Origin of the sequence: Streptomyces mexicanus (genome assembly GCF_902506575.1) — a bacterium.
GTDB lineage: Bacteria > Actinomycetota > Actinomycetes > Streptomycetales > Streptomycetaceae > Streptomyces > Streptomyces mexicanus.
Window position 1 is genome coordinate 6432830 of sequence record NZ_LR732544.1, and the last position, 17834, is coordinate 6450663.

The 17834-nt window shown below is 72.9% G+C and carries 16 protein-coding genes; 12 read left to right on the top strand and 4 right to left on the bottom strand.

The genetic code is table 11. The features are described from left to right. The coding region (locus tag GV126_RS28770; protein ID WP_159672204.1) for a TetR/AcrR family transcriptional regulator at positions 1 to 542 on the bottom strand (542 nt) is incomplete at its 3' end. 170 nt (positions 543 to 712) lie between these two features. Continuing rightward, positions 713 to 1993, bottom strand: a complete 1281-nt coding sequence (locus GV126_RS28775) for an FAD-dependent oxidoreductase (RefSeq protein WP_159672206.1) — start codon at positions 1991 to 1993, stop codon at positions 713 to 715. Positions 1994 to 2371: 378 nt separating this feature from the next. On the opposite strand from GV126_RS28775, the gene GV126_RS28780 reads away from it, so the two are divergent. From GV126_RS28780 to GV126_RS28825, 11 genes are all read left to right on the top strand, one after another. Beyond that, the gene (locus GV126_RS28780; protein ID WP_159672208.1) at positions 2372 to 2842 is read left to right on the top strand and encodes a MarR family winged helix-turn-helix transcriptional regulator; all 471 of its coding nucleotides are present in this window, start codon (positions 2372 to 2374) and stop codon (positions 2840 to 2842) included. Positions 2843 to 3061: 219 nt separating this feature from the next. Continuing rightward, entirely contained in the window at positions 3062 to 4630 is a 1569-nt protein-coding gene (locus tag GV126_RS28785; protein ID WP_159672210.1) for an MFS transporter, read from the top strand. A 461-nt stretch (positions 4631 to 5091) separates the two neighbouring features. Further along, positions 5092 to 5826: a L,D-transpeptidase family protein gene (locus GV126_RS28790; protein ID WP_236570148.1), complete on the top strand. Its 735-nt coding sequence runs from the start codon at positions 5092 to 5094 to the stop codon at positions 5824 to 5826. Positions 5827 to 6005: 179 nt separating this feature from the next. Further along, positions 6006 to 6836, top strand: a complete 831-nt coding sequence (locus GV126_RS28795; protein WP_159672212.1) for an ABC transporter ATP-binding protein — start codon at positions 6006 to 6008, stop codon at positions 6834 to 6836. A 186-nt stretch (positions 6837 to 7022) separates the two neighbouring features. After that, positions 7023 to 7184 (top strand): hypothetical protein, encoded by a 162-nt coding sequence (locus tag GV126_RS35910; RefSeq protein ID WP_185946987.1) that lies wholly within the window; start codon positions 7023 to 7025, stop codon positions 7182 to 7184. Positions 7185 to 7446: 262 nt separating this feature from the next. Further along, a complete protein-coding gene (locus GV126_RS28800; protein ID WP_159672214.1) occupies positions 7447 to 9096 on the top strand; it encodes a multicopper oxidase family protein in 1650 nt (549 codons plus the stop codon). A gap of 186 nt (positions 9097 to 9282) precedes the next feature. Continuing rightward, complete coding sequence (locus GV126_RS28805) at positions 9283 to 9525, top strand: ferredoxin (protein ID WP_159672216.1); 243 nt, start codon at positions 9283 to 9285, stop codon at positions 9523 to 9525. A 1-nt stretch (position 9526) separates the two neighbouring features. Further along, positions 9527 to 10972, top strand: a complete 1446-nt coding sequence (locus tag GV126_RS28810) for an NAD(P)/FAD-dependent oxidoreductase (RefSeq protein WP_159672217.1) — start codon at positions 9527 to 9529, stop codon at positions 10970 to 10972. After that, entirely contained in the window at positions 10969 to 12231 is a 1263-nt protein-coding gene (locus tag GV126_RS28815) for a cytochrome P450 (RefSeq protein ID WP_159672219.1), read from the top strand. Before GV126_RS28810 ends, GV126_RS28815 begins: the two co-directional genes overlap by 4 nt. A gap of 111 nt (positions 12232 to 12342) precedes the next feature. Continuing rightward, positions 12343 to 12543, top strand: coding sequence for a hypothetical protein (locus tag GV126_RS28820; RefSeq protein WP_159672221.1), 201 nt, complete (start codon positions 12343 to 12345; stop codon positions 12541 to 12543). Positions 12544 to 12671: 128 nt separating this feature from the next. Continuing rightward, the gene (locus GV126_RS28825) at positions 12672 to 13133 is read left to right on the top strand and encodes a hypothetical protein (RefSeq protein ID WP_159672223.1); all 462 of its coding nucleotides are present in this window, start codon (positions 12672 to 12674) and stop codon (positions 13131 to 13133) included. Positions 13134 to 13172: 39 nt separating this feature from the next. On the opposite strand, the gene GV126_RS28830 is transcribed toward GV126_RS28825, so the two are convergent. Continuing rightward, positions 13173 to 14927, bottom strand: a complete 1755-nt coding sequence (locus tag GV126_RS28830) for a pyridoxal-phosphate dependent enzyme (RefSeq protein WP_159672225.1) — start codon at positions 14925 to 14927, stop codon at positions 13173 to 13175. A gap of 304 nt (positions 14928 to 15231) precedes the next feature. Beyond that, positions 15232 to 16167 carry a DMT family transporter gene (locus GV126_RS28835; protein ID WP_201299887.1) on the bottom strand — a complete coding sequence of 312 codons (936 nt, stop codon included), beginning with the start codon at positions 16165 to 16167 and terminating at the stop codon, positions 15232 to 15234. Between the two features lie 169 nt (positions 16168 to 16336). On the opposite strand from GV126_RS28835, the gene GV126_RS28840 reads away from it, so the two are divergent. Then, complete coding sequence (locus tag GV126_RS28840) at positions 16337 to 17701, top strand: FAD-dependent oxidoreductase (RefSeq protein WP_159672227.1); 1365 nt, start codon at positions 16337 to 16339, stop codon at positions 17699 to 17701. The last annotated feature ends 133 nt before the right edge of the window (positions 17702 to 17834 follow it).

Consider the following 17834-nt stretch of genomic DNA (forward strand, 5'->3'; position numbering starts at 1 on the left):
GTGTCCAGGCGGTCGAGGATCCACTCCCAGGAGACCTGCGCGTCGGGGGTGCTGTGCGCGAACCCTCCGGCCAGCTCCAGGCTGACGTAGCCGTGGATGACGCTGCCCAGCAGCCGGACCGCGTGCGTCTGGTCCGGCTCCGCCAGGTCGTACCCGCGCAGCACGGCCCGCATCATCTGCGCCTGCCGCACGCCGGCGCTCGCGGCGGCCGTCTCGGGGTCGAGCCGGAGCCGGGCGGCGGCGTAGCGGCCGGGGTGCTCGCGGGCGTAGTCGCGGTAGACACCGGCGAGCGCGGCCAGGGCGTCCCGGCCGGCGCGGCCGGCCAGGGCGTGGGCGGCGCGGTCGGCCAGTTCCTCCAGGGCCAGCAGGGCGATCCTGGTCTTGAGGTCGTGGGAGTTCCTCAGGTGCGAGTACAGGCTCGCCACCTTGACGTCGAACCGTCTGGCCAGGGCCGAGACGGTCACCTGCTCGAAGCCGACCTCGTCGGCCAGTTCCGCTCCCGCCCGGACGAGGCGGTCGACGGTGAGTCCAGCGCGCGGCACAGCGATCCCTTCGTTTTCCTGAAGGGATTATGTACTTTCCTAAAGATATTAGGCAACCCGGATCGGCGGCCCTCGCGACCTGCCGAGACCCCGCCCCGGATCCGCGTTCCGCGGGACCCGCCGAGGCCCCTCCGGGGACCACGGTCCGCGAGACCCGCCCGACTCTCCCCTCAGCGCGCCGTCGCGCGTCGGACCAGCTCGCGCGCCACCCGGCCGGCGGCGAACTCGGTGCCGGCGACGAACCGCATCATCGGACCGAACATCGGCGCGGACAGTGATCCGACGAAGTACAGGCCGGGCACGGACGACTCGAACCCGGCGGACAGCCGGGGCGCCCGGGAGCCGGGGACGACCCGCAGCGCCCGGCGCACCTCGGGCGCCAGGAAGGGCACGGCGTCCAGGTCGAGGCGGTAGCCCGTGGCGGCCAGCACGTGGTCCACGGCCAGCGTCTGCGTGGTACGCCCCGGCCCGGCCACCTCCAGCCGCACCGTGGACTCCTCCGCCTCGGCCCGCACCACCCGGCACGAGGTGCGCACCGGCACGACGCCCTCGACCCGGTCCCGCAGCCACCAGCCGCCCGAGGGCCGCAGTGCCCGCCGGAACAGCAGCAGCCGGGCCGCCGGGGGCAGCCGCCGCACACCGCCGGGCGCGCCGCACACACCGGCGAGGATCCAGCCGTTGCCCAGCGGGGAGCCGGGACGGGCGATCCGCAGCGGCCACGGCCGGCGCTCGTCCGGGATCGCCCCCCACAGCAGGCTCCGCTCCCGCACCAGCACCTCGGCCAGGGCGCCGGATTCGTGGAGCAAGGCCGCGCTCTCCAGCGCGGACTGGCCGCCGCCGATCACGGCGACCCGCCGGCCCGCGTACCGGGACAGGTCGGTGTGGTGACTGGTGTGCGACACCAGGGCCCGCACGCCCGGCCCCTCGGGCGCGAGGCGCCGCAGCTCCTGGGGTATGTGGGCCAGCCCGTTCAGACCGGTGGCCACGACCACGGACCGGGCGGCGAGCTCCTGCCCGTCGTCCAGGCGGACGGTGAACCCGCCCCCTGCGGCCCGCTCGACGCCCACCACCCGCGCCGGTTCCACCTCGCCGACGTACCGCTTCTGGAACCACTGGCCGTAGCGGACGAACACCTCGCACGGGATCGGGGTCAGCACGGTCAGCGCCGGCTCGCCGTGCACCCGGAGGAAGTCCGCGAGCCGGCCGCCGGGCTCCGGCACCGACAGGTCGACGGCGTTGGGCGTCGACTTCAGGAACATGCCGGTCGCCATGGCGTGCCGCCAGCTGCCCATGACCTCGCCGAAGACCCGCACCGGCACACCCGCGGCCCGCAGGTGCGCGGCGACCGACAGCCCGTACGGGCCGGCCCCGACCACGACGACCGGCAGGTCCGGCCGCCCGGTGGCCCCCGTCTCGCGGGCAGGGCGCTGCCCCGGAAGCGACTGCGTCATGCATCCCCCCGACTCGTCCCCTCACCGTCTTCCCCAAGGCGGCGCCACACTTCGGGACGGGCACGACGGCACAACGCCGCCGCACGCCTTCCCCCCTCCGCCGCACAGTGTTACCCATCGGCCGCCACGGGAATGCGAAATGGGCCCACGTTGCCAAAAGATGGTCGAACCGTTGACCCGGCGTCGCCCCAGGGGGCTCAGCGGACACCGATGGCACACCCACCGCCCTGCGGCCCCGGGCCACCCGCACCCGGACCGACGAGCATCCACGGCCCCGGAGCGACCCTCGCCTACGGCCCCGGATCAACGATCACCTACGGCCTCGGGGACGAATCACCTATGTTGACATACCTATGTCGCCATAGGTAGCCTCGCGGCGTGCCCGCACCCCGTACGACCGCCGAGAGCGCCGCCGCCGAACTGGCCGTGGCGATCTCGACGCTGCACCGGGCGCTGGACCACCGCATCCGCGTGGACTTCCCGCACGACAAGCTCCCCGACGGCCAGCTCGCCCTGTTGCGGCTCGTGGCCGAGCGGGAGGGCGTGACGGTGCGGGAGGCCGCCGAGGTCCTGCTGATGAAGCCGAACAACGTCAGCGCGCTGGTCTCCCAGTTGACCGGCCTCGGGCTGCTGGAGCGCCGCTCCGACCCGGCGGACAAGCGTGTCGCCCGGCTTCACCCCACCCGCCTGGCCCGGGAGCGCATCGCCGAGGCCGACGTCCTGGCCGGGCGCCATCTGGCCGCCGCCCTGCGCCACCTCGGCGAGGGTGAGCTGGCCGCGCTCGGCTCGGCGCTGGGTGCGCTGCGCTCCCTGAGCGAGCATCTGCGGCCCGTGCCGGGCCGGGACTGAGCCGACTTCGCGCCCCTGAAGCGACTGCGCGCCACACCCCACCGCCCCGCCCACCGCTCGACGGGGCCGTCGGCACCCCTGGGGCCTCGCCTCGCGCTCCCGCGCCGTCCGCCGGGCCGCAACCGGACCGCGCCCCCGGCGCTGCCGCCCTCGCCGCACCCTCTGCGCCTTCGGGCCCTTCCTCCTCTCTCCTCCCCAGCACACAAGGCAGTTGTCATCATGTCCTCGCCCAGCGCGACCCTGTCGGCCGCTCCGCCCCAGCAGGAGGCGGGCCGCCGCGCCCGTCCCTGGCTGACCCTGATCGCCGTGGCCTTCGGCCTGTTCATGGTCGGACTCGACGGCTCGGTCGTCTCCATCGCCAATCCCGAGATCGGCAAGGATCTCCACGCCACGACGGCCGACCTGCAATGGGTGACGAACGCGTACCTGCTCGCGCTCGCCGCGGCCCTCATCCTCGGCGGCAAGCTCGGCGACCGCTTCGGCCGCCGCACCGTCTACCTGACCGGGGTGGCCGGCTTCACCCTGGCCTCGGTGGCCATCGGCCTGTCCGGTGCCATCGGGCCCGTCGTCGCCTTCCGTGCCGTGCAGGGCTTCTTCGGCGCCCTGCTGATGCCCAACACCCTCGGTCTGCTGCGGGCCGTCTTCCCGCCGCGGAAGTTCGGCATGGCGGTGGGGATCTGGGCGATGGTCTCCTCCGTGTCCACCGCGCTCGGCCCGATCGTCGGCGGGCTGCTCGTCGAGCACGTCAGCTGGCAGTCCGTGTTCTACATCAACGCCCCCATCGGCGCGCTCGCCCTGGTCGTCAGCGCCCTGGTGCTGCCGCAGAGCCGCACCGACGCCGCCCGCGGGGAGCAGTTCGACATCCCCGGTGTGCTGCTGCTCGCCGCCGGTGCGCTGCTGGTCGTCTTCGGCGTCGTCAAGGGCGAGACGTGGGGCTGGACCTCGGCCGGCACGCTCGGCGCGGTCGCGGCCGGGATCGTCGTCCTGCTGCTGTTCGGCCGGTACGAGACCCGGGTGTCGAGCCCGCTGCTGCCGATGCGGCTGTTCCGCAACCGGGCGCTGACCGTCGGCACCGTGATCACCGCGCTGAACTTCTTCGTGATGCTCGGCTCGATCTTCTTCGTGATGCTCTACCTGCAGAACGTCCGCGGGTTCAGTCCGGTCGAGGCGGGCGTGCGGACGCTGCCGCTGAGCCTGGCCTCGGTGGTCGCCTCGCCGCTGGGCGCCGCGCTGACCGACCGGTTCTCGGCGCGGCTGACGATGCCGCTGGGCATGGTGCTGCAGGCCGCCGCGATGCTGCTGATGCTCACCTGGAGCGCGGAGTCGGGCTACCACACGCTGTGGCCGCCGTTCATCGCGCTGGGGCTGGGCGTGGGCATGGTGATGTCGGCGTCGTCGGACACCATCGTCGGCAACGCCCCGGTGGCGGACGCCGGGGTCGCGGGCGGACTGCAGGCCACCTCCCTGCAGATCGGCGGCGCGCTCGGCACCTCCGTCCTGGTGTCGCTGATCAGCAGTCGTGTCGGGGCCGGCCTCGCTGCGGCCCTCGTCTCGGCCGGTGTACCGGAGCAGACCGCGCGACGCCTTCAGGGCGCCGAGGACGCGGTGTCCATGGGCATCGCCCCGGTGTCGGACGCGATGCCCGCCCGGCTCAAGGAGGCCGTGGTGGACGGCAGCCACCACGCGTTCCTCAGCGGCCTGCACACCGCCGCGCTGACCACGGGTGTGCTGTGCCTGATCGGTGCGCTGCCCGCGGCCGCCGGTCTGCGCGGCCGCGCCGACGGCTGACGCGCCGTCACCACCGCACCGCCGCGCCCGGACGGTGACGAAGACCTGCCCGCCGCGGACACGCCGCGACGGGCAGGTCTTCATGCGCGGACCGCTAGCGGTCCGTACCCGCCGGAGAACCGACGGCCGGCGGTGCGGTCATCAGCTTCCCGAACAGGGTCATGCAGGTGGAACAGTGACCAGCCCGCTGTGCGCTCGACCCGTCGACGCGTCTGCCGAGCCGCCGGCCGCACAGCGTCCTGGCCGCGCTCTTGGCCATGACGTGCCACACCGGTGCCCCGCCGGATTCGTCGACTCCTGCACACATCTCATACATGATCGGCTCCCTTGATGGACGCCTCTCTCACTTCAGGAGACACCCGTTCGGCGGCGGCCACGCCGCCAGGGAGGGCCATTCGGGTGACGCAGGCCACCGGGGGGCGGCGGCCGAACGCCCGGAACGCGGTGCCATGATGGGGCGCATGCGCAAGGGCGGAGGAATACGGACGGCGGCCGCGATGGCCGTGTGCGGTGCGGTCGCGATGTCGCTGACGGCCTGCGGCGGCGGATCCGGTCAGCACCGGGCCGCGACGACGGGCGGTCAACACACGGACGACGCACGGCCGTCCGCCGCGCCCACCCGCGTCCCCGGCATCGGTGACCGGCTCTGGCAGCGCATCCCGGCCGGCACCCGTCAGGTCGTCGCCGTCTACGGCGCCGGGCCGAACTCGCCGAACTCGACCGTGCGGCTGTTCACCAAGCACGGCTCCACCTGGGAGGGCACCCGGTCCTGGCCGGCGCACAACGGCAGGCGGGGATGGACCCTGAACCACCACGAGGGCGACCAGCGCAGCCCCGTGGGCGTGTTCACGCTCAGCGACGCCGGCGGTGTGCTGGCCGACCCCGGTGCCAAGCTGCCGTACACGCAGTCCGCCTCCTTCCAGGCCCCGCACTACTGGAACAAGGCCTCCTGGCACGACTTCGACTACGTCATCGCCATCGACTACAACCGGGTCAAGGGCACCCCGCCCAACGACCCCACCCGGCCGCAGGGACAGAGCAAGGGCGGCAGCATCTGGCTGCACATGGACCACGGCAGCGGCACCTCGGCGTGCGTCAGCATGTCCCAGGCGCGGATGCGTTACCTGCTGCGCACCCTCGACCCGCGGCAGCACCCGGTCGTGGTGATGGGCGACGCACAGGACCTCAGGGCCTGAACGGGCCGGTGAGGCGGGCCAGGTCGTCGTGACGGGCGACACACCGGGCCTCGCGAGCCGGGCGCACCGGGCGACGCGCGCCGTCCACCCATCGGACACTCCGGCGACAACATGCCGTATGCATCTACCGTCGGGGGTGCCGACGGGGCGAAGTAACAGGTGTCGAGGGGAGACCGGAGATGACCGAGGAGACGGCGCAGCAGGAGCCGGCGGAGCACGGTGCCGTCGTCGCGCTCCGGGAGGTGAGCGTCCGCCGCTACACGACCGACCAGGTCATCCTCGACGACATCGACTGGACCGTCCGCCCCGGGGAGCACTGGGCGCTGCTGGGCGCCAACGGCGCCGGCAAGACCACGCTGCTGCGGCTGCTCGGCGCCCTCATGCACCCCACCACCGGCAGCGTCGAAGTGCTGGGCGCCCGGCTGGGCCGCGTCGACGTGCGCGAGCTGCGGGCCCGCATCGGGCACGTGACGTCCGCGCAGCGCGTGCCGCAGGACCTCGACGCGCACACCGTGGTGCTGACCGGCCACACCGGCACGGTGCAGCCGCTGTGGCGGATGTACGACGACGCGGTGCGGCAGCGGGCCCACGAGCTGCTGGCCGAGCTGGAGATCAAGGAGCTGGCGGACCGGCCCTACGGGGTCTGCTCCGGCGGGCAGCGGGCCCGCATCCTCATCGCCCGGGCCCTGATGGCCGACCCCGCGCTGCTGCTGCTCGACGAGCCGTTCAACGCCCTCGACCTGCCCTCCCGCGAGGACCTGGTGGAGGCGATGCACCGGCTGGCCGAGGGCCGCCCGCGGCTGTCCACCGTGACGGTCACCCACCATCTGGAGGAGCTGTCCCCCGCGGTCAGCCACGCCCTGCTGCTGCGCGAGGGCCGCATCCTGTCGCACGGGCCCGTCGAGGAGGTGCTGACCGGCCCGTGGCTGACGGCCTGCTTCGGCCGCCCCATCGCGGTGAACCGGCACGAGGGCCGCTGGTGGGCGTACTCCGCGCGCCAGGGGGCGTAAGCCTGGCGCGCGCCCCTCCGGGACGGGAGGTACGCATCGGGCCTCACCCCGCCGGACGGTGGCGCAGCGTGGCCGGATGCCGCTTTCCACTACCGGCAGTAACATGATCAACTTTTGCGCCGGGTGCTCTCCGCACTGGAAGCGGAGGCTCCGTGTCCCGTCCGACACCCCCGTGCGAGGATCCTGATGCCGTCCCAGGGCGATGCTCTGCAGCAAGCGCAGTCCGACTACCAGCAGCACATGCGGTCCTGCCGTCAGTGCGCCGCCGACTCCGCGCCGTGCGCCGTGGCCAAGCACCTGCTGCGCCTGTACAACAACGCCCGGCGGGCCGCCGCCCGTCGGGACTGACCGAGCACGTGTCAGCGGCGGCGGGTCCGGTACGCCGGTCCCGCCGCCGCTGACGCGCGCCGACCCGGCTTCCGCCTTCTCCCGGCACCCGGCCGTCCCGCGCCGCCCGCACCGTCCCGCCGCCTTCCGCGCCGGGCCGCGCCGGGCCGGCGGGCCCGCCGCACCGGCCCGACCGGGTCCCGGCCGGAAAAATGGCCCCGCATCCCCGGACGCGCCGCCCCGGTTCTCCCACATATCGGACTAAAACGTGTGTTATTCCTTCATGCACACACCTACGCGGCGTACCTTGCTCAGTGCCTCGATCATGGCTGCCGGCTCGGGACTCCTGGGCGCCTGTTCAGACCCTGGCCCCACCGGGCCGGGTCCGCGCACCGGGTCCGGTGGGCGTCAGGCGCATCCCGCGCCGGACACCGGCACCCGCCGCTTCGTCCCCAGGGGACCCAAGGGGTATGTGAACCCGTCCGACCCGGAGGTCCTGGCCGTCGAGAAGGAGCGCGGGGGCGGGCCGGTGCGCAGGTTCAGGTTCACCGCCGCCGAGACCCGGGTGGACCTCGGCGGGCGCACCCTGAGGACCTGGGCGTACGGAGACGACCTGCCCGGCAAGGAGGTGCGGATCACCGCGGGGGACGTCCTGGACCTCACGCTCGCCAACCACCTGCCCGTGGACACCACGCTGCACTCGCACGGTGTGCGCCTGCGCTGCGACATGGACGGTGTGCCGGATCTCACCCAGCAGGGCATCAGACCCGGCGCGGAGTTCAGCTACCGCTTCGCCGTGTCGCACCCGGGCACGTACTGGCTGCACTCGCACTCCGGCATGCAGCTCGACCGCGGCCTGTACGCGCCGCTGATCGTGGAGGACCCCAAGGAGCCGCTGGAGTACGACAAGGAGTGGGTCGTCGTCCTGGACGACTGGGTGGACGGCGTGGACGGCTCCACGCCGGACGCCGTGCTGACCCAGCTGCACCACGGCAAGCGCCCGCCGATGGACATGGGCGGCACGTCCGGGCACGGCGGCTCGGCCGGGCACCACGCCCCGGCAGGCGGGTCCGCGCGGGCCGGTTCCTCCGGCCCCTCACGGGGGATGCACGGCTCCCACAGCAGCCTGCTGAACAGCATGGGCGGCAATGTGGACTTCCCCTACTACCTCATCAACGGCCGTCTCCCGCACGCTCCCAGGGTGTTCCGGGCCAAGCCCGGTGACCGCATCCGACTGCGCATCATCAACGCCGGTGCCGACACCGCCTTCCGGGTGGCGCTGGGCGGCCACGAGATGACGATCACGCACACGGACGGCTATCCGGTCGAGCACAAGAGCACCGACGCCCTGCTGCTGGGCATGGCCGAACGCTACGACGTCCTGGTCACCGCCAAGGACGGGGTGTTCCCGCTGGTGGCGCTGGCCGAGGGCAAGAAGGCCCGGGCCCTGGCGGTCCTGCGCACCGCCGATAGCGGGGACCTGCCCGATCCCTCGGTGCACCCGAACGAGCTGGACGGGCGCATCGTGCCGGCCCGGCGGCTGGTGCCGCACGAGTCGGTGGCGTACTCCGACCGCAAGCCGGACCGGCAGATCCGGGTCAGGCTCACCGGCAACATGAGGGACTTCAACTGGACTTTCGACCACAAGCCGTACTCGGTCGAGCAGCGCCACGCCGTCCGGCAGGACGAACGCGTCCGGCTCACCGTCATCAACGCCACCAACATGTGGCACCCGATCCACCTGCACGGCCATACCTTCGCCATGACCGGCCTCGACGCCGCCGGCGCGCGCAAGGACACCGCGATCGTGCTGCCCCACCGCAAGCTGGTGTTCGACTTCTACGCCGACAACCCCGGCCTGTGGATGCTGCACTGCCACAACCAGTACCACTCGGAGTCCGGCATGATGACCATCCTCGGCTACCGCAGATGACCGGCGCGCGGCCGGCGCCCCCGGCCCCCCGGCCTTCGGGCGGCCCGGCCCGTCACCCCTTCGGGCCGCCCCCGCGGGCGGGCGGACGGCCGCGCCCTCGATCCTGACGGGGGAGAGGACCGCCGTCCCAGGTGCCCACCCACGGCGGGCGCCCCGGGACCAGGCCGCCGGAAGGGCGGGACGCCGATGAGACTTGTCGTCGATCTCAACAGGTGCCAGGGCTACGCCCAGTGCGCGTTCCTCGCGCCCGAGGTGTTCACCATGCACGGGGAGGAATCGCTCGTCTACGCCCCCTGGGCGGACGACGAGCACCGGGAGAAGGTCGCCCGCGCCGTCGCCGCCTGCCCGGTGCAGGCGATCACCGCCGACGGCCTCGACGACCTCGACGACACCCCCGAGCGGCCCGCGCAGCCCGGACGGGGGGCCTGAGATGCCGGCCGAGGAGTTCCACGAGTGGCTCAGACGCGAGGGCCGCATCGTCGTCGTCGGTGCCTCGCTGGCCGGGCTGCGGGCCGCGGAGACACTGCGCGCCCGGGGCTTCGCCGGCTCCCTGACCATGATCGGCGACGAGCCGTACCCGCCGTACGACCGGCCGCCGCTGTCCAAGGCGGTGCTGCTGGGACAGGCGGCGCCGGACCGCACCGACCTGCCGCGGCGCCGCGCGATCGACGCGACCTGGCGGCTGGGCGTGGCCGCGACCGGGCTGGACCTGGCGGGCAAGCGGGTACGGCTGGCCGACGGCGAGGAGGTGCCCTACGACCGGCTGCTGATCGCGACCGGGGTGCGCGCCCGGCCCTGGCCGAAGGAGGAAGAGGCCCAGCTGGACGGGGTGTTCGTGCTGCGCACCCGGGACGACGCCGTACGGCTGCACCGGCGGCTGAAGGCGGCCCCGCGCCGGGTGTTCGTCATCGGCGCCGGGTTCACCGGGTCGGAGATCGCCTCCGCCTGCAGACAGCAGGGCATCGCGGTCACCGTGGCCGAGCGCGCGGACGCCCCGCTGGTGGGCGCCCTCGGCGGGGTCGTCGGCGCGGTCGCCGCGGACCTGCACCGGGACAACGGCGTGGACCTGCGCACGGGTGTGACGGTGACCGGTCTGGAGGGCGACTCCGTCGGCCGGGTGCGGGCGGCGCACCTGTCCGACGGCAGTGTCGTCGAGACGGACGTCGTGGTCGTCGCGCTCGGCGCGGTCCGCAACACCGACTGGCTGGCCGGTTCCGGGCTGGGCGCGGGACCGCGCGGTGTCGCCTGCGACGCGGGCTGCCGGGCCTTCGACTTCCGGGGCATCGTCACCGACGACGTGTTCGTGGCCGGCGACGTCGCCCGCTCGCCGCACCCGCTGTTCGGCTACCAGTTCCTGTCCCTGGAGCACTGGGGCAACGCCGTCGCGCAGGCAGAGGTGGCCGCGCACAACATGATCAGCGCCAGCTCCGACCGGCGTCCGCACATGTGGGTGCCCGCGTTCTGGTCGTCGCAGTTCGGGGTGAACATCAAGTCGATCGGTGTGCCGTCCATGGGCACCGAGATCATGATCACGCAGGGGTCGCTCGCCGAGCGCCGGTTCGTCGGGGTGTACGGCCACCAGGGGCGGGTGATCGCCGCGGTGAGCTTCGACAACACCCGGTGGCTGGAGTTCTACCAGCGGCTGATCGAGAGCGGCTCGCCCTTCCCGGTGGAGTTCCCGACGGTGGACCGCCGCCCCGAGGGGCGCAGGCCCGTCCCGGCCGACTTCCCCGACCCGTCCCTGCCCACGCACGGCCCGACCGTGACCCTCAGCGGCTACTCCCCCGCCGACCGGCGGCTGGTCTTCACCCCGTCCCGCCCCTCACCGGCCCCCTCGGCACCGCACAGGCCCACCGACCCCAGGAACCCCTCATGACGGACGCCTCGCTCCTGCGCCGGATCACCGACTTCTCCAGCCGCGCCGACCCGTATCCGCTGTACGAGGAGTTGCGCCGCACGCCGGTGCTGCACGAGGAGGAGGGCGGCCCGTACGCCGTCAGCTCCTACTACGACATCGTCGCCCTGCTCCACGACCCGCGGATCAGCTCCGACGCCCGCAACCTCGCCGTCCCCGGCGAGGACGAGCTGTCGGGGGCGGAGGGCACGGGTCTGCCGCCGAGCTTCATCCGGCTCGACCCGCCCGAGCACGACCGGCTGCGGCGCATCGCCAACAGCTCCTTCGGGCCGCCGCACCGGCCGCACCGGATCGACGGCCTGCGCGGCGAACTGGGCGCGATCGTCGGCGAGCTGATCGACGACCTCGCGGACGGCCTCGCCGGCGGCGGCGAGGGGGACGTCGTCGACCAGTTCGCCTACCCCTTCCCGGTGACCGTGATCTGCCGGCTGCTCGGGGTGCCGCGCGAGGCCGAGCCGCGCTTTCGCACCTGGGTCGACCCGATCGTCGCCGCTCTGGACCCCGAGACCCGCAACGATCCCGGAGCACCGGCCCAGCGGGCGGCGCAGGAGGCCAGGATGCAGTTGGGCATGTACCTGGCCGGGCTGGTGGAGGAGCGCACCCGGGAGCCCCGCGACGACATGCTCTCCGATCTGGTGGCCGGCCACGGTCCGGACGGGTCCATGTCGATGATGGAGGTGCTCAGCACGGCGGTGCTCCTGCTGATCGCGGGGCACGAGACCACGGTCAACCTGATCACCAACGGCACGCTGACCCTGCTGCGCCATCCGGAGCACCTGCGGCGGCTGCGCGAGGATCCCGGGCTGTCCGTGCGGATCGTGGAGGAGCTGCTGCGTTACGAGCCGCCGGTGCAGCTGGTGCCCTCGCGCACCTGTGTCACGGACATCGAGGTGCGCGGGGTGACGATCCCCAAGGGCTCGCGGATCTGGCTGATGCTCGCCGCCGGCAACCGCGACCCGGAGCGGTTCAAGGACCCCGACCGGTTCGACCCGGACCGGCAGGACATCGAACACCTCGGTTTCGGCAGCGGCGTGCACATCTGCTTCGGTGCGCCGCTGGCCCGGCTGGAGGCCCAGATCGCGCTCACCGAACTGGCCCGCCGCCTGGACGGCCCGCGCCTGCTGCAGGACCCGCCGCCCTACCGGCAGAGCCCGGTGCTGCGCGGCCCGCGCCACCTGAACATCGGGGTCGACGGCGTACATCCCCGCCCGGCGCACTGAGCCCCCGCCGGGCGCCCGGGAGCGGCCCTTGCGAAAAACCTCTGGACAATCCCAAAAAATCGGACAAAATAGTGATGCATCCCACAGGAGACGTCGAGGAGCCGCCCCCGCATGGCGTACGGAGCCCACCACAGCCCCACCCCGCCTCCCCATTCCGACCTCGCTCGTGCTCGTGACTGCGAGCACTGCCTGGGCTGGGGCACCGTCATCACCCGTGACGGCGATCACCGACTGTGCGACACCTGCCAGCCGGACGCCGACGGCGCCGACCCGCGGCACGACGTGCCCGGGCATCGGCAACCCCCCGACTGACACCCGCGTGACACCCGTGATAACCCCGGTGTTGCTCCGTCCGGGTGGCGTCACCCGTCCGAGTGGTGCACCGCCCGGCGCGGTCGTAGCGTCGTAACAGGTTCAGACCTCCTCGGACGGGAGCGGACATGGGCACACACTCCGTGAGGACCGCGGTCACACTCGGTATCGCCGGACTGCTCACCGCGGGGCTCGGCACGGCATCGGCCGCGCCGGCGCCGACGGCGGCGCCTCCGGCGCAGCAGCAGCCCGGGCAGCCGGTGCTCGTCGACTGCTTCTGGAAGGCCAAGGCCCGGCCCGACGCGTTCATCCTCGCCTGCGGTGACGGCAACAGCCGCCTGTCCTCGCTGCGCTGGTCCCAGTGGGACGACCGGGCCGCGGTGGCCAAGGGCACGAGCCTGGTCAACGACTGCAGGCCCTACTGCGCGGCCGGCCGGTTCCGTTCGTACCCGGTCGTCGTACGGCTGGAGAAGCCGGAGCCCTGGAAGAAGAACCCGCAGGTGCGGCACTACACGCAAATCAGCCTGTACTTCCCCGACGGACGGCCGTCCGGGTACGGGCACCAGGTGAGCTACTCCCTGTGGAACTGACGGGTGCCGACGCCCGGTGCACGGGCGTCGCCACCCCGCTCAGCCACCCAGGATCGCGGTGAAGCGCCGGGTGTCGATGTTGCCGCCGGAGACGATGACCCCGACCCGGCGCGGAAGGCTCTCGACGCGGCGCGCGAGCAGCGCGGCGAGCCCGCACGCGCCGCTGGGTTCGACGACGATCCTCAGCCGCTCGAAGGCGAACCGCATGGCCTCGCGGATCTCCTCCTCGCTCACCACGCAGACGCCGTCCACCAGGCGGCGATTGATCGAGAAGGTCAGCTCCCCGGGGGTGTCGGCGGCCAGGCCGTCCGCGAGGGTCTTCGGCACCGGGACGGACACACGCCGGCCGGCCCGAAGGGAGCGCCGGGTGTCGTCGCCGGCTTCCGGCTCGACGCCCACCACGCGCAGCCCGGGCAGCAGGCCCTTGCCGGCCGTGGCGCTGCCGGCGATCAGTCCGCCGCCGCCCACCGGCACGATCAGCGCGTCCAGGTCACCGGTCTCCTCGATGAGTTCCAGCGCGGCGGTGCCCTGCCCGGCGATGATGTGCGGATGGTCGTAGGGGGGTATGAGGGCCAGCCCGCGCTCGGCGGCCAGTGCCTGCCCGAGGGCGACGCCGTCGACGTAGTACGTCATCTGGCCGTCGCGCTGGTTGGTGTGCACCCGGGCGTTCTTCGGCTGGTTGACCGGCAGCTGCAGGTAGTTGGGGCCGACCCGGTAGCGCTGGGTGTCGCTGTAGGAGAAGGTCCGGCCGACGAGCATCTTGTCGTCGGAGAAGTCCAGGCCGTCCACGAGCACGCCGGTGCCGAAGGAGATCTGCTCGTTCTCGGCGAAGAAGTTCTCCGGCATCCGGTCCAGCACCATCCGGCCCACCGGCTTGGGCGGGAAGTCCTGCTCGGGCCAGGTCTTGGTGTCGTCCAGCGGGTCGAAGTCCAGCTCCGGGTGGTCGTGGTCGTCCATCATCTGTACGAGCAGTTCCCACTCGGGGTGGTCGCCGCGGGCCACCGCCTCGTACAGGTCCTTGGTGGCGTGGCCGAGGGAGTGCGCCTGCACGTTGGCCGCGTCCTCCTCGGTCATGCTGCGCACGCCCTGCTTGGGCATCCAGTGGTACTTCACCAGCACGGTGTGGCCCTCGGCGTTGACCCACTTGTAGGTGTTGACGCCGAAGCCCTGCATGTGGCGGTAGTCGGAGGGGATGCCGCGCGGGCTGAAGAGGTTGACGAGCATGTGCATGGACTCCGGCGTCTGCGACATGAAGTCGAAGATCCGCCGGGGCTGCTGCTCGAAGGTCACCGGGTCGGGCTTGAGGGCGTGGATGACGTCCGGGAACTTGATGGCGTCCCGGATGAAGAAGACGCCGAGGTTGTTGCCGACCAGGTCCCAGTTGCCGTCCTCGGTGTAGAACTTCACCGCGAAGCCGCGCGGGTCGCGGGCGGCCTCGGAGGAGTCGCGGCCGCCGATCACGGTGGAGAAGCGGACCGCGACGTCGGTGCGCTTGCCGCGCTCCTGGAACAGCTTGGCCCGGGTGTAGCGGGAGATCGGCTCCTCGCCCCAGGTGCCGTACGCCTCGAACCAGCCGTACGCCGTCACGCCCCGGGCGTGCACGACCCGCTCGGGGATGCGCTCGCGGTCGAAGTGGCTGATCTTCTCCAGGAACTGGTAGTTCTCCAGCGTCGCCGGGCCGCGGGCGCCGACGGTGCGCTGGTTCTGGTTGTCGTGGACGGGGTGGCCCTGCCGGTTGGTGAGCACCTTCCGGTCGTCGCCCGGTGCGGGGCCCTTGCTGGATACGTCCGTCATGCCCGTGGACTCCTTCGACTCGGTCGCCGTCCGGCGCGGCGGGAACGACCGGGTGCCCGGCTTGCCCACACCCACGCCGATGCGATCACCCTTCCACCGTTCTGCGTCCATCACGGCCGCGGTTAGGCCGAACGGCCCGCCGCGCGGCACGCCGTCGTGCGCGACCGGGCGGCAGGCGGCAGGCGGCAGGCGGCAGGCGGCAGGCGGCAGCGGACGGTCCGAGGCGTACGGCACCGCAGGGTGCCTGCGGCCGAGGGGGCGGTCGGGCGATCGGGCAGGCCGGCGTGGGCGGTCGGTGGCGTGGTCAGTCGGTGGCGTCCGCCGGGCGGTCGGTGGCGTCCGCGGGACGGTCGGCGGCGTCCGCCGGGCGGTCGGTCGTCGATCCCGTCAGGGTCTGCTGGGCGTGGGGGACGACGTGGATGAGACGCAGGACGCCCCACACGATGAACCCGGCGCCCACCAGTTCCGGCAGGAGCCACACCCCGGTGCGGACCTCCTCCCCGAACAGCAGGATGCCCAGCAGCAGGCTCACCGTCGCGTCCCCGATGGTCAGCGCCGGCTGGGAGGCCGCCAGCGAACCGGCCTGCAGGGCGTTCTCCAGCAGCAGCAGCGAGCTGACGCCGACGACGGCGAACCCGTAGGTCTGCCAGGTGGTGAGGAAGGCCGCGAAGCCCTGGACGTCGAGGGTGTGGCTCGCGGACCTGAGCATGGCGGCGGTCAGCGCGTTGCCGGTGGCGGCCGCCGCGGCCAGCACGGCGGCCCGCAGCAGCGGGGAACGCTCCGGGCGGGCCAGCGCGACCGCCCCGGCCATCGCCCCCAGGCACGCCACGAGCGCGGGGATCCACCGCACCATGGCCGCCTGGTCCTTGGACCCGGAGGGCGCGAAGGACACCAGGACGAGGGTCAGGCCGGCGACCACGGCCGCCACCGCCCACCAGCCGGCGGACGGCAGCCGTCGGCGCATCAGCGGCGCGGCGACCAGCAGGGCGAACGGCAGTTCCATGATGAACAGCGGCTGCACCAGCGTCATCGGCCCGTTCACCAGGGCGAGCGCCTGGAACATGGCCGAGGCGAGCACCCCGCAGATGCCCGCCAGCCAGACCGGATGCCGGGCCAGCGCCATCAGCAGCCGCAGTCCGCCGCCGCTCGGCACGGCGGACGCGGCCTTGCGCTGGAAGGCCGTGCCCACGGCGTTGCTGGCGGCTCCCAGGACGGCGAACACCGCGGCCAACACGATCACAGGTCCACCATGCCCGACGATCCGCGTCCCGTCCTCCCCTGCCCCGACATCCGCACCCCACATAAATCGCGCTTATGAGCCCATAGAAAGGACCCGCGTACCTACTTAGGTTTGCCTCAGTTTAGGGTTGCCGACGAGTCGACTGTCACCGCTCGAAGGGAACCTGATCATGCCCCGCCCCCTGCGGGTAGCCATCGTCGGAGCCGGCCCCGCCGGCATCTACGCCGCCGACGCCCTGCTCAAGTCCGATGCGGCCGCCGAGCCCGGCGTCTCCATCGACCTCTTCGAGCGGATGCCGGCCCCGTTCGGTCTGATCCGCTACGGCGTCGCCCCCGACCACCCGCGGATCAAGGGCATCGTCACCGCGCTCCACCAGGTGCTCGACAAGCCGCAGATCCGGCTCTTCGGCAACGTCGACTACCCGAGCGACATCACCCTGGACGACCTGCGCGCCTTCTACGACGCCGTGATCTTCTCCACCGGCGCCATGGCCGACCGGGCGCTGCCCATACCCGGCATCGACCTGGACGGCTCCTACGGCGCGGCCGACTTCGTCTCCTGGTACGACGGCCACCCGGACGTCCCGCGCACCTGGCCGCTGACCGCCGAGAAGGTCGCCGTGCTCGGTGTCGGCAACGTCGCGCTCGACGTGGCGCGGATCCTGGCCAAGACCGCGGACGAGCTGCTGCCGACGGAGATCCCGCCGAACGTCTACGACGGCCTGAAGGCCAACCGCGCACGGGAGATCCACGTCTTCGGCCGACGTGGCCCGGCGCAGGCCAAGTTCAGCCCGATGGAACTGCGCGAGCTGGACCACTCGCCGAACATCGAGGTCATCGTCGACCCCGAGGACATCGACTACGACGAGGGCTCCATCGCCACCCGGCGCGGCAACAAGCAGGCCGACATGGTCGCCAAGACGCTGGAGAACTGGGCGATCCGCGACATCGGCGACCGCCCGCACAAGCTGTTCCTGCACTTCTTCGAGTCCCCCGCCGAGATCCTCGGCGAGGACGGCCGGGTGGTGGGCCTGCGCACCGAGCGCACCGCGCTCGACGGCACCGGCAACGTCAAGGGCACGGGGACGTTCAAGGACTGGGACGTCACCGCCGTCTACCGCGCCGTCGGCTACCTCTCCGACCCGCTGCCGAAGCTGCCGTGGGACGCGGCGTCGGGCACGGTTCCCGACGAGGCCGGCCGGATCATCGCCGAGAGCGGCGAGCACGTGCAGTCGGCGTACGTGACCGGGTGGATCCGGCGCGGCCCGGTGGGCCTGATCGGCCACACCAAGGGCGACGCCAACGAGACGGTCGCCAGCCTCCTGGACGACTTCGCCCACGGCCGGCTGCACACCCCCGCCTCGCCCGCCCCGGAGGCCGTCGACGCCTTCCTGGCCGAGCGGAACGTCCGCTTCACCACCTGGGAGGGCTGGTACCGGCTGGACGCGGCCGAGAAGGCGCTGGGCGAGCCGCAGGGCCGGGAGCGCGTGAAGATCGTCGAGCGGGAGGACATGCTCCGCGCGAGCGGGGCCTGACGGCCTGGCGCCGGACGGTCGCCCGACCGGCCTGGCGGACCCGCCCGACTGGACTCGGGATCCGCCCGACTGGACTCGGGATCCGCCCGGCTGGTCTCCGGGTCGGCCCGGCTGCTCGCCCGACCGTCCGCGG

What these genes read in the sequence shown, in the direction of transcription:
- GV126_RS28775 (WP_159672206.1), bottom strand. Translation starts at nt 1,993, where the DNA reads ATGACGCAGTCGCTTCCGGGGCAGCGCCCTGCCCGCGAGACGGGGGCC.
- GV126_RS28785 (WP_159672210.1), top strand. Translation starts at nt 3,062, where the DNA reads ATGTCCTCGCCCAGCGCGACCCTGTCGGCCGCTCCGCCCCAGCAGGAG.
- GV126_RS28790 (WP_236570148.1), top strand. Translation starts at nt 5,092, where the DNA reads ATGCGCAAGGGCGGAGGAATACGGACGGCGGCCGCGATGGCCGTGTGC.
- GV126_RS28795 (WP_159672212.1), top strand. Translation starts at nt 6,006, where the DNA reads ATGACCGAGGAGACGGCGCAGCAGGAGCCGGCGGAGCACGGTGCCGTC.
- GV126_RS35910 (WP_185946987.1), top strand. Translation starts at nt 7,023, where the DNA reads ATGCCGTCCCAGGGCGATGCTCTGCAGCAAGCGCAGTCCGACTACCAG.
- GV126_RS28800 (WP_159672214.1), top strand. Translation starts at nt 7,447, where the DNA reads ATGCACACACCTACGCGGCGTACCTTGCTCAGTGCCTCGATCATGGCT.
- GV126_RS28805 (WP_159672216.1), top strand. Translation starts at nt 9,283, where the DNA reads ATGAGACTTGTCGTCGATCTCAACAGGTGCCAGGGCTACGCCCAGTGC.
- GV126_RS28810 (WP_159672217.1), top strand. Translation starts at nt 9,527, where the DNA reads ATGCCGGCCGAGGAGTTCCACGAGTGGCTCAGACGCGAGGGCCGCATC.
- GV126_RS28815 (WP_159672219.1), top strand. Translation starts at nt 10,969, where the DNA reads ATGACGGACGCCTCGCTCCTGCGCCGGATCACCGACTTCTCCAGCCGC.
- GV126_RS28820 (WP_159672221.1), top strand. Translation starts at nt 12,343, where the DNA reads ATGGCGTACGGAGCCCACCACAGCCCCACCCCGCCTCCCCATTCCGAC.
- GV126_RS28825 (WP_159672223.1), top strand. Translation starts at nt 12,672, where the DNA reads ATGGGCACACACTCCGTGAGGACCGCGGTCACACTCGGTATCGCCGGA.
- GV126_RS28830 (WP_159672225.1), bottom strand. Translation starts at nt 14,927, where the DNA reads ATGACGGACGTATCCAGCAAGGGCCCCGCACCGGGCGACGACCGGAAG.
- GV126_RS28840 (WP_159672227.1), top strand. Translation starts at nt 16,337, where the DNA reads ATGCCCCGCCCCCTGCGGGTAGCCATCGTCGGAGCCGGCCCCGCCGGC.